Origin of the sequence: Streptomyces sp. JL2001 (genome assembly GCF_050917515.1) — a bacterium.
In the GTDB taxonomy this organism is placed as follows: Bacteria; Actinomycetota; Actinomycetes; order Streptomycetales; family Streptomycetaceae; genus Streptomyces.
In genome coordinates, this window is the sequence record NZ_CP169421.1 from 542,419 (window position 1) to 555,799 (window position 13,381).

A 13,381-nucleotide genomic window follows, 5' to 3' on the forward strand; every position below is an offset into this window, starting at 1 on the left:
CGCACCCCGGCGCACGCCGCGCCGACCACCCTCCCTTCCTTCTGCCGCCTTTAAATACGCAGATCATCTACCACATTGGAGTCTCGATGCTGTCCCAGCAGGCCACCCCGGTCGTGCGCGCCACCCTCCCCGTCGTGGGGGCCGCGCTCGACGAGATCACCGAGCGGTTCTACGCGGGCCTGTTCGACGCCCACCCCGAGCTGCTCAGGGACCTCTTCAACCGCGGCAACCAGGCGAGCGGCGACCAGCGGCGGGCGCTGGCCGGCTCGATAGCCGCCTTCGCCGGCGCCCTCCTCGCGCACCCCGACGCCCGGCCGGACGCCATGCTCGCCCGGATCGCGCACAAGCACGCCTCGCTCGGCGTCACGTCGGCGCAGTACAAGGTCGTCCACGAGCACCTGTTCGCCGCGATCGTCGACGTCCTCGGCGAGGCCGTCACGCCCGAGGTCGCCCAGGCGTGGGACGAGGTCTACTGGCTGATGGCCAACGCCCTCATCGCCCTGGAGGCGCGGCTCTACGCCGACAAGGGGGTCGCCGAGGGCGGGGTGTGGCAGACGATGGAGATCGCCGAGCGCCGCGAGGAGACGGCCGACACGGTCTCCTTCGTGCTGCGGCACGCGGACGGGCGGCCGACGGAGGCGTTCCGGCCGGGCCAGTACGTGAGCGTGCGGGTCGGGCTCCCCGACGGTGCCCGGCAGATCCGGCAGTACAGCCTCTCGTCCGCGCCCGGCCGGCCCCAGTGGCGGATCACCGTGAAGCGGGTCGACGGCGACCCTGCGGGCGAGGTGTCGACCTGGCTGCACGCCCACGGCCGGGCCGGCGACACGGTCGAGGTCTCCGCCCCCTTCGGCGACCTCGTCCTGCCCGAGGGCGACGGGCCCCTTCTGCTGGCCTCCGCGGGGATCGGGAGCACCCCGATGCTGGCCATGCTCGACCACCTCGCCGCCACCGGGTCGACCCGCGCGGTCACGGTCGTCCACGCCGACCGCTCCCCCGCCGGCCACGCGCACCGCGAGGAGCTGCGCCGCCTGGTCGACGCCCTCCCGCAGGGCGCCCTGCACCTCTGGTACGAGGACGGCGACGCCGCGGACGAGGCGGCGGGGGCGCGCACCGGCCGCGCGGACGTCTCGGTCCTGGACCTGCCCGCCGACGTGTCGGTGTACCTCTGCGGCCCGCTGCCCTTCATGCGCGCGGTGCGGGGCGACCTGCTGGCCCGCGGGGTCGCCGCTTCGGCGGTCCACTACGAGGTCTTCGGCCCCGACCTGTGGCTCGGCGCCGACGCCTGAGACCCGAACGGCGCGCACGCCGGACCAGGGGCGCACGGAGGCCCGCGGTCCGGATACGACAGAGCCCCGGTCGGACGGGGGATTCCAACCGGGGCCGATTGCCGTGACGAGCGAAGGGGGGTCACCTCAAGGGGGGGACCTGGGGACCGGACCCCTTCGCGGTCACATAGGGAGGAACGATGAACGTCCGGCGGTTGTTCCAGGGCATTCGCGGTGACCGATGTGAGTCACCTCACCCCTTTTGACCTCGTCCGAACCCCTGGTTCTACGGGCGGTAGACGGTGCCCGGCTCGGCCGCGCCGGGTGCCAGCAACTGGGGCACGGTCACGAATGTGAAGCCTCGCCGCTTCAGCTCGTCGATGATCCCGGGCACGGCCGGGACCGTCCCGTCGTAGATGTCGTGCAGCAGGATGATCCCGTCGCCCCGGGCGGCGTCGACGACCCGCTGACGTATGAGTGCGGAGTCGGTCGTGGAGTAGTCCTTGGCCGTGACGCTCCACAGGATCTGGGCGAGGCCGAGCTCCCGGCTCACGTCGGAGACCGTGCCGTCGGTGCGGCCCTGCGGCGGGCGCATGAGCGTGGGCGCGCGTCCGGTGATCTTCCGTATCGCCTCCTGGGTGCGGGAGAGCTCGTCCCGCACCTCGTCGGCGTCCAGGTCGGTGAGGATGCGGTGCGTCCAGGTGTGGTTGGCGACCTCGTGTCCCTCGTCCGCGATCCGCTTGACGACCTCGGGATACCGGTCGACGTGTTTCCTGCCGAGCAGGAAGAAGGTGGCCGGGACCTGCTTCTCCTTGAGGATGTCGAGGAGGTGGGGCGTGTCCCTGCCCGGGCCCGCGTCGAAGGTCAGGGCGATGCACTTGGCCCGGGCGCAGTCGACGGCCCCCTCGCCCCCGCCCCCCTTGGAGTCCGAGGCGGCCTTCCCGCGGGCGTCGCCGGGCGTGACCGGGTCCACGCCGCAGCCCGAGAGCGTGAGGATCAGAGAGGCCGCCGCCACAAGGGCGACGGCCGGAGCCCGGAACGCACCCGGCCTGGATCGGAACATGCTGGCAACCCGCTTTCCCCGTAGGTGATTTCGATCGACCCTTCGCGCCTGGTCAGAGCAGCGTCGAACGGCACGTCGAACACTCTACGTACGGTGTATACACGGCATGCATAGGGGGTGCCGCGCCGGAGTCCGGTGCGTGGCGGCGTGCGGGGTCGCCCGGCGTGCGCCCGAACGGGGCGCGGGCGGATGAGGGCGGTGCGCCGGGGCCGGGGAAGTGTGCGGGGTGGGCGGAGGTGGACGACGCGGAGGAGCGGTCGGCCCCCGCTCAGACAGATTGAGGGCTGCCCGGACACAGGTGAACCCCGGGCGGCGCCCGTCCGCTCCGCCCGGGGAGCAGGGGTGCCGGGCCACGCCGCCGCCTCAGGGGGTGCGGCGTGCCACGCGCAGGCCCGGCGCGTCAGCGGGAGGCGAGCAGAAGGCGTGCCTCGGTCTCCTGGTCACCGGAGACCGACTCCTGCGAGCGGATGTCGAAGCTCGCGGCGAGGGTCTTCTCGACCTCCTCGACCGCGTGGTACCCGCCGGTCAGCACCGCTCCGACCATGGCCTCGAGCGGAACCGGGCGGCTCTCCTCGTGCCGGCCCGCGGCCGTGTCGAACGTGGCCATCCAGACGGTGGCCGCCGGTGCCGTGGCCGCCTGGGGGCCCGGCGCGGACATGTCCTCGAGTTCGTAGACGCGGTCGAGGGCGTCGAAGACGGCTTGGGCGTCCTCCCGGCGGCAGTCACTCAGCTGCACGGTGACGTCCGTGTCGATGTGCGTCTCGTACACGTCGCTCATCTCCTCGATGCACGGAAGGTCGCTCGTCGTGCCACGCTTCCAGCATCCCTCGTGGCGGGCCGTCCCGCGAGACCCGGCCGGGATGCGTGCGCCGTGCGGAGACGACGTGACGGTGACAGCCTGGAGCGGGTACCCGAGACCCCGTGGGCGGACGACGCGTCGGGCGCCGCGGGCGACACGCTGGAGGACGCATGGCCGAGCGGACGGGACGGCAGGCGCCGGCCGGCGACGGTCGGGGCCATGGCGACGGCGGCCACGGCGACGGGGACGGGGACGGGCTGATCCGCGGACGGCACGAGACGCCGAACGAGCGGGCGGACCGGCGGTGGAGCGAGTTGATCCAGGAGATCAGGGTCGCCCAGACCGGGGTGCAGATTCTCTTCGGCTTCCTCCTGACCGTCGTCTTCACCACCCGCTTCTCGGAGTTGCAGCCCACCGACCGGACGATCTACATCGTCACCGTGTCGCTCGGGGCTGCGGCGACCGGAGCCCTGATCGGGCCTGTCTCCTTCCACCGGATCGTCGCGGGACGACGGATCAAACCGCAGGCGGTGGCATGGGCATCCCGGCTGACCTTCGTGGGTCTGCTCCTCCTGCTCGCCACGCTGGGCTCGGCGCTGCTGCTGGTCCTACGGGTCGCCACGGAGGCGGACTACGTGCCGTGGCTGGTGGCGGGGCTCGTCGCCTGGTGCGTGCTGTGCTGGTTCGCGCTGCCCCTGTGGGTACGCGGCCGCTACACGAGCGGCACCTCCGACACCGCGTCGGAGCGGACGGCCCCCGCGGAGAACGCCTCGCACGGCGACCGGGAGGAGTCGTGAGCCCCGACCGCCCCGGCCGGATTCAGGAGTCGCCCAGCACCTGACCGACGGTGTCGGCCTCCGTTGCCGCCTTGTCGGGACGGTGGCGGACGACGCGCGCGAACCGCAGGGTGACCCCCGCGGGGTACCGGGTGGAACGCTGGAGGCCGTCGTAGGCGACCTCCACGACGAGCTCGGGGCGCACCCTCACGGTGAACCCGTCGTCCTCCACGGCCAGTTCGCCCAGTCGCGCGGTCTGCCAGCGCAGCATCTCGTCGGTGAGGCCCTTGAAGGTCTTGCCGAGCATCACGAAGCCGCCGTCGGCGGCGCGGGCGCCGAGATGGAGGTTGGACAGCAGACCGGTGCGGCGGCCGTGCCCCCATTCCGCGGCGAGGACGACGAGGTCGAGCGTGTGCACGGGCTTCACCTTGAGCCACGTGCGGCCACGGCGACCGGCGACGTACGGCGCGTCCAGTGCCTTCACCAGGACGCCTTCGTGCCCGCGGGCGAGGGTGTCGCCGAAGAACCGCTCGGCGGCCTCGGTCTGGGCGGAGGACCCCGGATCGTCGACGACCGTGCGGCGGACCCGCAGGGCGCCGGGAAGGATCCGCGCGAGGACCTCGTGGCGCTCGTGACCCGGCCGGTCGATCAGAACGTCGCCGTCGGCGGCGAGGACGTCGAAGAACACGGGCGACAACGGCAGCGCCGCCCGAGCGGTGGCCACGTCGACGCGGGAGCCGACCCGGGAGGCGATGTCCTGGAACGGCATCGGCCGGCCGCTGCCGGGGTCCAGCGCGATCACCTCCCCGTCGAGGATGAACGGGTCGGCCGTCATCCCGCGCGCGACATCGACGACTTCGGGGAGCCGGTCGGTGATGTCGTCCAGTGAGCGGGTGAACACCCTGACGTCGTCACCGCTGCGGTGCACCTGGATACGGATGCCGTCCAGCTTCTCCTCCACGACGCAGGGACCGAGGCCGGCGACCGCCTCGGTGACGGAGGCGGCGGTGTGGGCGAGCATCGGGAACACGGGGCTGCCGACCCGCAGGGAGAACGCCTCCAGTGCGGCTTGGCCCTCGGCGAGAACGGCCCGGGCCACCCGGGGAAGCGACCCTTCGAGCATCACGGCCCGCCGCAGGTCGTCGGAGGGGACGCCGGCGGCCCGCGCCACCCCTTCGAGCGCGATGGCGTCGAGCGCCCCCTGCCGCACCTCTCCCGAGAGCAGCCGGAGCAGGAACTCCTGCTCGGCCGACGTGGCCGCGGCCATGAGGTCCCTGACGCGCCGGACGCGCTCCGCCTGGGACCCGGCGCCGGAGACGGCGGCCAACTCGGTCATGGCCGCGTCGGTTCGGGCCAAGGTGAGAGTCGCCTGCTCGGCGGGCGGAACAGCGGGCGGGACGGCGTTCTTGAGGACGCTCCAGCCCACCCCGATGCGCCCCTGGGGAAGGCGCCCGGAGAGGTAGGCGATCACCAACGGGCTCTCCTCGGGCGCGGCCTCGGAGAACAGCTCGGCAAGCACGGCGATCTTCCGTGAACGCGCCGAGGTGGTGGCGACCTGGTGGGAGGCGTCCGCGAGTCGGGCCAGCAGCATGCGCCCATCGTCCCCCCGCCGACGGCGGCACCGCACCTCGGACGCGCCCAGCGGGCCGGAGGTCAGCCTCTCTCCGGCACCCCCCTCCGGGTGGCCGTGCGGCCCGCCGGTCCTCTGCTCGCGGCCCCGCGGGGTGACCGCGTGACACCAGCCGGGGACGGCCGCCGCGCCGGTGCCGGCCGGGATGGTGCCGGCCGGGATGGTGGTGGCTGGGCCGGTGGTGGCTGTGCCGGCGTCCGGGGCGGCTCCGCGCGGTGTCCGGTCCGGGGTGCCGCGCGTACCCCACGTGCCTCGTCCAGGGCGAGGGACAGACTCATGCCGTACCAGAGGATCTCGTCCGGCTCGGCCGCGAGGACGAGCCGGTCCACGATCTCGCGCCCGGCCACCGACTCCGGTCGTCCCGGTGGCGGTTCGGGTCGCAGCGTGTGGAGATGCGCGCGCTCCTGGGGATCGCTGACGGCATCGGCGAGCAGGAGGGGGTCGAGGAGGGACGCGATCGCCGCCGCCCGCTCCCAGGGGTCCGCCGTCGCGCGCAGCAGCAGGCCGAGCCGCCGTGACCGCCAGTTCCGGGGGCGCAGGTCCTCGCCCGCGTCGAGCCGCTCGCGCAACCCGTGGGGCAGCCGGCCGCGGAGCAGGGCTCCGTGAGCGAGCGCGAACTCGGCCAGCTCACCCGCCGGATAGAGCCACACCACCGCCCGGTAGCGGTTGAGTCGGAACCGCACCGGGCTGAAGTGACCCGTCCGGGCCAGTCTGCCGAAGCGGTCGGGCGTCACCGAGAGGATCGCCGCGCCCTCCGCCGTACCCACCGTACGGACCCTCTCGCGCAGGCCGGCCGGGAAGTCCGGGGCGGCTCTCAGCCGGTCGACCTCGCCCCGGTCCACCCGTCGTGGGGCGCCCCGCGGGCCGGGCGGCCGACCCGGCTCACCGGCGACGGCGCCCGGCACCGTACGGACGAGGCCCAGCTGGACGGCGAGCCGGAACTCATCGCGCCTCAGTTCCAGTTCCCGCGCGGCACGCCCCAGCGCAAGCGTGCGCACGCTCTCTTCCACCGTCATGCGGTCCTCCCCCGTGAGTGACGGATACTCTCGGTGACGACCGTAGCTCTCGGTGACCTTTCTCCGCTCGGCCTGTGGACAACTCACGCCCGGCGCTCCGGCCGGCTGTGGACGACACGGCCGGCGGCCTGCGCGGCGCGCCGGGTCAGAGGGCGTCGAGACCCGCCCGGCCCGGCTGCCGGGCGGCCACCCCGAGGTGCTCGCCGACCCGGTTCACCAGCAGCGTCATCTCGTAGGCGACCTGGCCGACGTCGGCTTCCGCGGCGCTCAGCACGCACAGGCAGCTGCCCTCGCCCGCCGCCGTCACGAAGAGCAGGGCGTCGTCGAACTCCACCATCGTCTGCCGGGCCCGGCCGGCCTTGAAGTGCCGGCCCGATCCACGGGCCAGACTGTGCAGACCGGAGGAGACCGCGGCCAGGTGCTCGGCGTCCTCCCGCTCCAGGTCGCTGCTGGCGCCCGTCACCAGCCCGTCGTTCGACAGCACCAGCGCGTGCCGTATGTACTCGACCCGTTGGGTCAGGTCGTCAAGGAGCCAATCCAGTCCCTTGTCCAACGCCATGTGTCGGTCCTCCCCCTGTGTGGTGCGTCCCCGTCGACCCGTAGTCCCCGCGGTCCGCGTGTCCCGGCAAGCCTTACGCACTGTCGTGGACAGAGCAAGCACCACCGGCCCGCCGTGCGTGCCGCAGGATGGACCCATGGCAAAGATGACCGAGGAACAGTGGCGGGCGTTCGTGTCCGCCGGCACCCGCACCGGCAAACTGGCCACCGTGCGGAGCGACGGGAGTCCGCACGTCGTGCCGATCTGGTTCGTGCTCGACGGCGACGACGTGGTCTTCAACACCGGCAAGGGCACCGTGAAGGGCCGCAACCTCGCCCGGGACGGACGGGTCGCGCTGTGCGTGGACGACGACCGTCCGCCGTTCGCCTTCGTCACGCTCCTGGGCCGCGCCGAGATCAGCGAGGACCCGGCCGAACTGCGCCGCTGGGCGACCCGGATCGGCGGCCGCTACATGGGCGAGGACCGCGCCGAGGAGTTCGGCGCCCGCAACGCCGTCCCGGGCGAACTGCTGGTGCGCGTACGGATCGAGAAGGTGACCGCGGAGGGCGACGTCTCCGACTGACCGCCGGGACACCGGCCGTGGCGCCCGGCCGGACCCGCGGGTCGGGCCGCGGACCTCGCGTCCGCGCCACGGCCGCCCGCCCGCGTACCCCCGCCCGCACGCCCCACGTCGCGGTGCCCCGCGGAGGCACCCGCCCGGGGACGGCGCTCAGCCGACCGAGTCGAGCAGCCGGGCGGTGTGCATCCTCCCCGCGTACTCCACCAGCCGGATGAGGACCTCCTTGCCCGAGTCCCGGTCGCGCGCGTCGCACAGCACGACCGGCGTGCCGCGGTCCAGGTCGAGCGCCCGGGACACCTCGTGCGCACCGTAGTTGCGGGCGCCGGGAAAGCAGTTGACCGCGACGACGAAGGGGATCTTGCGGTGCTCGAAGTAGTCCACCGCGGGGAAGCAGTCCTCCAGGCGGCGGGTGTCCGCGAGCACGACGGCGCCGAGGGCTCCCTGGGACAGCTCGTCCCAGAGGAACCAGAAGCGGTCCTGCCCCGGCGTGCCGAAGAGGTACAGGGAGAGTCCGGAGCGGATCGTGATGCGGCCGAAGTCCATGGCCACCGTGGTCGTGCTCTTCTGGTCGACCCCTCCGGTGTCGTCGACCGACTCCCCCGCCCGGCTGAGCCGTTCCTCCGTCCGTAGCGGACGTATCTCACTGACCGCCCCCACCAGGGTGGTCTTCCCGACGCCGAATCCGCCGGCGACCAGGATCTTCAGTGCGAGGGACGTGGTGTCCACGCCGCCGCCGGTGCTCTCAGAGCGCTCGTAGGCCATCGATTACTTCCCTCAGGATCCGTTCGTCGGGCAGCTGTGCGGGCGGTACGGGCCTGCTCACCCTGACGAGGCCCGCTTCGAGGAGGTCTCCGAGGAGCACCCGGACGACTCCGACGGGCAGGTCGGCGTCGGCGGCGAGTTCCGCGACCGACTGGGTCTCGGCGCGGCACAGCGTGAGCAGGGCCCGGTGTTCCGGGCCGAGGAACCCTTCCTCGGCCCGGTCGGGCGGGTTGTCGTCGACGACGACGAGCGCGATGAGGTCGAACCGGACGTTGCTCGGTCCCGGCTTGGTGCGGCCGCCGGTCATCGCGTACGGGCGGACGAGCGGTCCGGCCTCCGCGTCGTACCACTGACCGCCCGGGGTCCCGGGGGCGCCCGGGCCCTGACCGGTCCTGTCGTCGTTCATCGGAGTCCCCGGTCAGCCGGCGGCCGGCGGGGTCGTGGTGAGCCTCGGCGGCGTGTGGAGGTGCTCGCCGACCCGCTTCACCAGGCGGGCCATCTCGTAGGCGATGAGGCCGATGTCGGCGTGCACCGAGCTGAGGACCGCCAGGCAGGAGCCGTCCCCGGCGGCCGCGACGAAGAGGAAGCCGTCGTCCATCTCCACCATGGTCTGGCGCACTCCGCCGGTGTGGAACTGCCGCCCCGCGCCCTTGGCGAGGCTGTGGAACCCGGAGGCGATGGCCGCGAGGTGCTCGGCGTCCTCACGGCTGAGGCCGCTGGAGGAACCGACGGCGAGCCCGTCGTTCGACAGCACGACGGTGTGGCGGACTTCGCGGACGCGGACGACGAGGTCGTCGAGGAGCCAGTCCAGCTCACCGGAGCGGTGATGGGAGATCCTCTCGTGGTCGATCATGCGTGCTCTCCTTCATTGCCGAAGCCTGTTCCGAGGGGGCGTCTGGCGCCGGGGGCCGCGCCGCCGCCGCGGGTCCAGCCGTCGCGGTACGCGGTCATGCGGTCCCTGACCTGTTCGGGGGTGCGCTCGTCGGCGCCCGGCGGCGCCGCGGTGGGGGCGGGGTCGGCCGGGGGCGCCTCGCGCAGCTGCGGGACGAGGTGGGCCTGGCGCACCCGGCGGGGCAGGTCGCTCCCGTCCTCGGCGGACTCGACCGGCGAGAGGGGCGGGGCCTGGGGCGGGACGGCCGGTGGCGGGACGGCTGTCCGGGTGGGCCGGGACAGCTGCGCGGGTACGGGGGCCGGCGGGGACGCCGCTCCTCGTCCGGTCCGGTCCTCGGCCGCCCCGGGGTCGGTACCGGAGCCCGTCCCGGCATCGGTACCGGGACCCTTCCCGGATCCGGGGGTCCGGGCGGGCCCGGGGGTCGGCGGCGGTGGTCCCGAACGGCCGCGCAGCCGCAGGGAGGTGACGCCGGCGGGCGTCCCGTCGGCGGGTCCCGGCCGCTGTTCCTCGGGGGGCGCCGCGAGTGCCGGGATGCGGGGCGGCCGGGGCAGCGGCTGAGCCGGGGCGGGGGTCGGCGTCGGGGCGGTCCCGACCCCGGCGGCGCCCGACTGCCGCGGCGGCGCGCCCTCGGCGGGGTCCCGGTCGTCCACCGTCACCGTCGTCGCGTGGTGCCGGCCCCTGCCCGGCGGCAGCGCGCCCTGCAGCAGCTCGGTGGGGAGCAGGACGACCGCGGTCGTCCCGCCGTAGGGCGAGGTCCGGAGGTGGACCTTGATGTCGTGCCGCGAGGAGAGGCGGCTGACCACGAACAGGCCCAGCCGGTCGCTGTCGAAGAGGTCGAGGGCCTCGGACTGCCGGATCCTCGTGTTGGCCTCGGCGAGCGTCTCCTTGCCCATGCCGAGTCCCCGGTCCTCGATCTCCAGGGCGTAGCCGTTGCCGACGGGTTCACCGCTGATCCGGACCTTGGTGTGCGGCGGGGAGAACTGGGCAGCGTTCTCGACGAGTTCGGCGAGGAGGTGGGTGAGGTCGGCGACGGCGCCGCCGACGACGGCCGCCTCGGGGAGCCGGCGTACCTCGACGCGCGCGTAGTCCTCGATCTCGGAGACGGCGGCACGCACGACGTTGGTCAGCGGGACGGGCATGCGCCAGGCCCGGCCGGGCGCGGCGCCCGAGAGGATGATCAGGCTCTCGGCGTGGCGGCGCATCCGGGTGGTGAGGTGGTCGAGCCGGAAGAGGTCGCCGAGTTCGTTCGGGTCGTCGGCGCGCCGCTCCATGCTGTCCAGCAGGTTGAGCTGGCGGTGGACGAGGACCTGGTTGCGGCGGGCGAGGTTGACGAAGACGCCGGAGATGCCGTTGGCGAGTTCGGCGCGTTCGACGGCGGCGGACAGGGCCGCCCGGTGGACGGTGACGAGGGCTTCGCCGACCTGGCCGATCTCGTCCTGCGGGGCGGGGCCGGGCGGGGTCTCGGCCCGGACGTCGATCTCCTCCCCGGCCCGCAGTCGCCGCATGGCGGCGGGGAGTTTGCGGCGCGCGATCCCCAGGGCGGTGTTGCGCAGGCTGATGAGTTCGACGACCAGCCCGCGGCCGATGCGTACGGAGATCACCAGCGAGGCGGCGACGGCGGCGAGGCCGAGGATGACGGCCGCTCCTCCGGGTGACAGGGCGCCGCCGCCGAAGGGGTCGGCGCGGTCGGCGGCGGCGCGGCGGGCGTCGTCCTCGATCGCGAGGAGCTCCTCGCGGACGGCGTCGTGGGCGTCGTCCCAGGCGGCGGAGGGCGATGCCTGGGCGGCCTTGCGTCCGGGCGCGGCGGCCCGGACGCGGTCCTCGGCGGCGGTGAGCTGCCCGTACGCGTGGCTGTCGGCGAGTTTCCGCCAGGCGGCGCGGTCGGGGGCGGGGAGGTCGGCGGTGGCCGAGGCGGCGAGGGTGCGGCGGGTCTCGACGACGCCGATGAAGTGCTGAAGCCTTTCTGCGTCGAGCTGACCGCCGAGTTGGGCGGCGCCGAGGAGGGCGTCCTCGCGGGAGAGCATCTCGCCGGCACGGGCGAATTCGAGCAGCACCCGGGCGTCGGTGCCGGGCTGTGCCTCCTGGACGCCGGTGAGGGCGCCCTCGATCGCGAAGGCGGAGGTGACGGCGGCGGTGTACTCCTCGTACACCTGCTTCCCGTCGGCGCCGCCTCCTCCGGCGGCGGCGGCCCTGAGCCGGCTGAGCCGGCCGACGGTGGTGACGAAGGAGCCGATGCGGTCGGCGACCTCGCGGGGCAGGTCGCCGGTGTCGCCGATGGTGTGCCGGTCGTCGAGGCGGAGCCGGTCGACGGCGGCGTCGGTGTCCCGCATCCGCTCCTTGAGCTCGGCGGCGCGCGCGGCGCCGGGGGCGACGGCCTGGCGGACGGCGGCGCCGCGCTCGTCCTGCAGGGCGGTGACGGCGGCGGCGACCGGCCGGCGGACGTCGGTGTCGACCCGCTGGAGCTGGCGCAGCCGGGCGATGTCCTGGGCGGTGGTGACGGTGGCGAACCCCCACAGGGCGAGGAGCGACACGACGGGGACCATCAGCAGGGAGACGATCTTCGCGCGGACGGTACGGGGGCGCAGTCCGCGGCGCCGGGGCAGGGTGCCCGGTCCGGCCGGGCCGGTCTCCTCGGGCCGTTCGGGCTCTTCGGCCCGTCGGGCCCGGGGTTCGGGGGTGGGCACCGGTGGTTCGTCGGCGGGTGGCCCGGCGTGGGCGCGCCGCCCGCGTGCCGCCGTCGTGCGCGGCTGCGCCGTCGCGTCGGGGCGCTGGTTCCTGCGGGGAGTTCGCATGGCCTCCTCGTTTCCGGCTGCGTCTGTCCTGGTGCGTGTGCGGTGGGGCGGTGCCCGGGTGGGTCCGGCGCCCGGTCTGGGAGGGTGACCGGGCGCCGGACGGGGGCCGACCGTGCGGTCAGCCGTGCGGCGGGGGGGTGCCGCCGTCCGAGTACCGGCAGGAGGCCCGGGGAACAGTCCTCGGCGCGGTCCGCGGGAGCGGTGCGTGCCGGGCGGAGCAGGTCCGGCCGGTGGTGGGGAGGTCGCGCCGGTTCGGCCGCGGGGCGCGGGGGAGGGCGCGCCAGGCGCATCGGGCGGTCATCCGCGGGCCTCCCGCCGGCGATCGGGGGCCTCGTCGAGCGGGCCCGCCGGGTAGGCGTAGGACGGTGGGGCCTCGGCGCCGCGTCCGGTCCCCGCTCCGTGTGCCCTTCCGGCGTCCGGGGCTCCGGGGCGGAATCCGGGCGGGGCGACGTCCACCGCGCGCTCGTCCGGTTCGGTGAGGCGTTCCGCCGAGGCGTAGGCCGCGCGTTCCCGTGCGGTCGGCGAGAGCGCCACGAAGGCCGAGGTGATGAAGAGGTAGGAGCCGAGCCCCACGGCCAGCGGGAAGACGAACTGCATCACCGTGGCGCCGGAGAGTTCCGCCGACGAGGGGACGACGTCGACGCGCACGGCGAACATCCCGGTGTAGTGCATGCTGCTGACCGCCGCGCCCATGACGAGCGAGGCGATCGCGACCGCGACCGGGGCGTGGATGTGGAGCGCCGCCCAGAGTGCCGCCGTCGCGGCGACGACCGCGATGACGACGGAGAGGGCGACGAGCATCGGGTCGTAGCGCACCTGTCCGTGCAGGCGCAGTGCGGCCATCCCCATGTAGTGCATGCTCGCGACGCCGATGCCGGTGGTGAGCCCGCCGATGAGGAGCGATCCGACGCGGTCGCCGCCGTACCCGACGGCGAAGACGCCGACTCCGACGACGGCCATGGCGATCAGCAGGCTGAGGACGGTCAGCGGAACGTTGTAGCGGATGTCCGTCCCCGTCACCCCGAAGCCGAGCATGGCGACGAAGTGCATCGTCCAGATGCCGGTGCCGAGCGCGGACGCCGCGGTGAGCAGCCAGTTGCGCCGTGATCGGCCGGTCGTCTCCAGGGCGCGGACGGTGCAGCGCAGCCCGAGCGCGGCGCCGACGCAGGCCATCACGTACGACAGCGCGGGTGTCAGCCACCCGAAGGTGGCGTGGTCCAGGTGTCCCATGGCTCAGGGACGCTAGTCCTGTGAAGGGGGCGCACTGA

Annotated in this window: 13 protein-coding genes; 3 read left to right on the plus strand and 10 right to left on the minus strand. The window is 74.2% G+C overall.

Annotated features, from left to right (window positions below):
• Positions 1 to 86: 86 nt before the first annotated feature.
• Entirely contained in the window at positions 87 to 1,286 is a 1,200-nt protein-coding gene (locus tag ACE1OA_RS02495) for a globin domain-containing protein (protein ID WP_432752148.1), read from the plus strand.
• 265 nt (positions 1,287 to 1,551) lie between these two features.
• On the opposite strand, the gene ACE1OA_RS02500 is transcribed toward ACE1OA_RS02495, so the two are convergent.
• Positions 1,552 to 2,328, minus strand: coding sequence for a polysaccharide deacetylase family protein (locus ACE1OA_RS02500; RefSeq protein WP_356605139.1), 777 nt, complete (start codon positions 2,326 to 2,328; stop codon positions 1,552 to 1,554).
• A 400-nt stretch (positions 2,329 to 2,728) separates the two neighbouring features.
• Positions 2,729 to 3,106 carry a hypothetical protein gene (locus tag ACE1OA_RS02505; RefSeq protein WP_147976463.1) on the minus strand — a complete coding sequence of 126 codons (378 nt, stop codon included), beginning with the start codon at positions 3,104 to 3,106 and terminating at the stop codon, positions 2,729 to 2,731.
• Between the two features lie 191 nt (positions 3,107 to 3,297).
• Between ACE1OA_RS02505 and ACE1OA_RS02510 the strand changes: the two genes are divergently transcribed.
• On the plus strand, positions 3,298 to 3,924 hold the full coding sequence (locus tag ACE1OA_RS02510; RefSeq protein WP_432752149.1) for a DUF6328 family protein: 627 nt from the start codon (positions 3,298 to 3,300) through the stop codon (positions 3,922 to 3,924).
• A 22-nt stretch (positions 3,925 to 3,946) separates the two neighbouring features.
• Here the strand turns inward: ACE1OA_RS02510 and ACE1OA_RS02515 are convergent, their stop codons facing one another.
• The 3 genes from ACE1OA_RS02515 to ACE1OA_RS02525 form a co-directional block, all read right to left on the minus strand.
• Entirely contained in the window at positions 3,947 to 5,494 is a 1,548-nt protein-coding gene (locus ACE1OA_RS02515) for an ATP-dependent DNA ligase (protein WP_384868986.1), read from the minus strand.
• 62 nt (positions 5,495 to 5,556) lie between these two features.
• Complete coding sequence (locus ACE1OA_RS02520) at positions 5,557 to 6,549, minus strand: DUF6397 family protein (protein WP_432752150.1); 993 nt, start codon at positions 6,547 to 6,549, stop codon at positions 5,557 to 5,559.
• A gap of 145 nt (positions 6,550 to 6,694) precedes the next feature.
• A complete protein-coding gene (locus ACE1OA_RS02525; protein ID WP_356605147.1) occupies positions 6,695 to 7,108 on the minus strand; it encodes a roadblock/LC7 domain-containing protein in 414 nt (137 codons plus the stop codon).
• 136 nt (positions 7,109 to 7,244) lie between these two features.
• Between ACE1OA_RS02525 and ACE1OA_RS02530 the strand changes: the two genes are divergently transcribed.
• Positions 7,245 to 7,670: a PPOX class F420-dependent oxidoreductase gene (locus tag ACE1OA_RS02530; RefSeq protein WP_384868979.1), complete on the plus strand. Its 426-nt coding sequence runs from the start codon at positions 7,245 to 7,247 to the stop codon at positions 7,668 to 7,670.
• A 147-nt stretch (positions 7,671 to 7,817) separates the two neighbouring features.
• Here ACE1OA_RS02530 and ACE1OA_RS02535 read toward each other — a convergent pair whose 3' ends face one another.
• From ACE1OA_RS02535 to ACE1OA_RS02555, 5 genes are all read right to left on the minus strand, one after another.
• The gene (locus ACE1OA_RS02535) at positions 7,818 to 8,429 is read right to left on the minus strand and encodes a GTP-binding protein (RefSeq protein ID WP_147976458.1); all 612 of its coding nucleotides are present in this window, start codon (positions 8,427 to 8,429) and stop codon (positions 7,818 to 7,820) included.
• Positions 8,410 to 8,835, minus strand: coding sequence for a DUF742 domain-containing protein (locus ACE1OA_RS02540; RefSeq protein ID WP_147976457.1), 426 nt, complete (start codon positions 8,833 to 8,835; stop codon positions 8,410 to 8,412). Before ACE1OA_RS02540 ends, ACE1OA_RS02535 begins: the two co-directional genes overlap by 20 nt.
• A gap of 12 nt (positions 8,836 to 8,847) precedes the next feature.
• Entirely contained in the window at positions 8,848 to 9,282 is a 435-nt protein-coding gene (locus tag ACE1OA_RS02545) for a roadblock/LC7 domain-containing protein (protein WP_356605152.1), read from the minus strand.
• Positions 9,279 to 12,113, minus strand: coding sequence for a sensor histidine kinase (locus tag ACE1OA_RS02550; RefSeq protein WP_432752151.1), 2,835 nt, complete (start codon positions 12,111 to 12,113; stop codon positions 9,279 to 9,281). The genes ACE1OA_RS02545 and ACE1OA_RS02550 overlap by 4 nt, the downstream gene beginning before the upstream one ends.
• 297 nt (positions 12,114 to 12,410) lie before the next feature.
• Positions 12,411 to 13,343, minus strand: coding sequence for an MHYT domain-containing protein (locus tag ACE1OA_RS02555; RefSeq protein ID WP_356774546.1), 933 nt, complete (start codon positions 13,341 to 13,343; stop codon positions 12,411 to 12,413).
• Positions 13,344 to 13,381: the final 38 nt, after the last annotated feature.

Excerpts from the sequence above, each read along its gene's own strand:
- ACE1OA_RS02495 (WP_432752148.1), top strand. The coding sequence starts at position 87 with ATGCTGTCCCAGCAGGCCACCCCGGTCGTGCGCGCCACCCTCCCCGTC.
- ACE1OA_RS02500 (WP_356605139.1), bottom strand. The coding sequence starts at position 2,328 with ATGTTCCGATCCAGGCCGGGTGCGTTCCGGGCTCCGGCCGTCGCCCTT.
- ACE1OA_RS02505 (WP_147976463.1), bottom strand. The coding sequence starts at position 3,106 with ATGAGCGACGTGTACGAGACGCACATCGACACGGACGTCACCGTGCAG.
- ACE1OA_RS02510 (WP_432752149.1), top strand. The coding sequence starts at position 3,298 with ATGGCCGAGCGGACGGGACGGCAGGCGCCGGCCGGCGACGGTCGGGGC.
- ACE1OA_RS02515 (WP_384868986.1), bottom strand. The coding sequence starts at position 5,494 with ATGCTGCTGGCCCGACTCGCGGACGCCTCCCACCAGGTCGCCACCACC.
- ACE1OA_RS02520 (WP_432752150.1), bottom strand. The coding sequence starts at position 6,549 with ATGACGGTGGAAGAGAGCGTGCGCACGCTTGCGCTGGGGCGTGCCGCG.
- ACE1OA_RS02525 (WP_356605147.1), bottom strand. The coding sequence starts at position 7,108 with ATGGCGTTGGACAAGGGACTGGATTGGCTCCTTGACGACCTGACCCAA.
- ACE1OA_RS02530 (WP_384868979.1), top strand. The coding sequence starts at position 7,245 with ATGGCAAAGATGACCGAGGAACAGTGGCGGGCGTTCGTGTCCGCCGGC.
- ACE1OA_RS02535 (WP_147976458.1), bottom strand. The coding sequence starts at position 8,429 with ATGGCCTACGAGCGCTCTGAGAGCACCGGCGGCGGCGTGGACACCACG.
- ACE1OA_RS02540 (WP_147976457.1), bottom strand. The coding sequence starts at position 8,835 with ATGAACGACGACAGGACCGGTCAGGGCCCGGGCGCCCCCGGGACCCCG.
- ACE1OA_RS02545 (WP_356605152.1), bottom strand. The coding sequence starts at position 9,282 with ATGATCGACCACGAGAGGATCTCCCATCACCGCTCCGGTGAGCTGGAC.
- ACE1OA_RS02550 (WP_432752151.1), bottom strand. The coding sequence starts at position 12,113 with ATGCGAACTCCCCGCAGGAACCAGCGCCCCGACGCGACGGCGCAGCCG.
- ACE1OA_RS02555 (WP_356774546.1), bottom strand. The coding sequence starts at position 13,343 with ATGGGACACCTGGACCACGCCACCTTCGGGTGGCTGACACCCGCGCTG.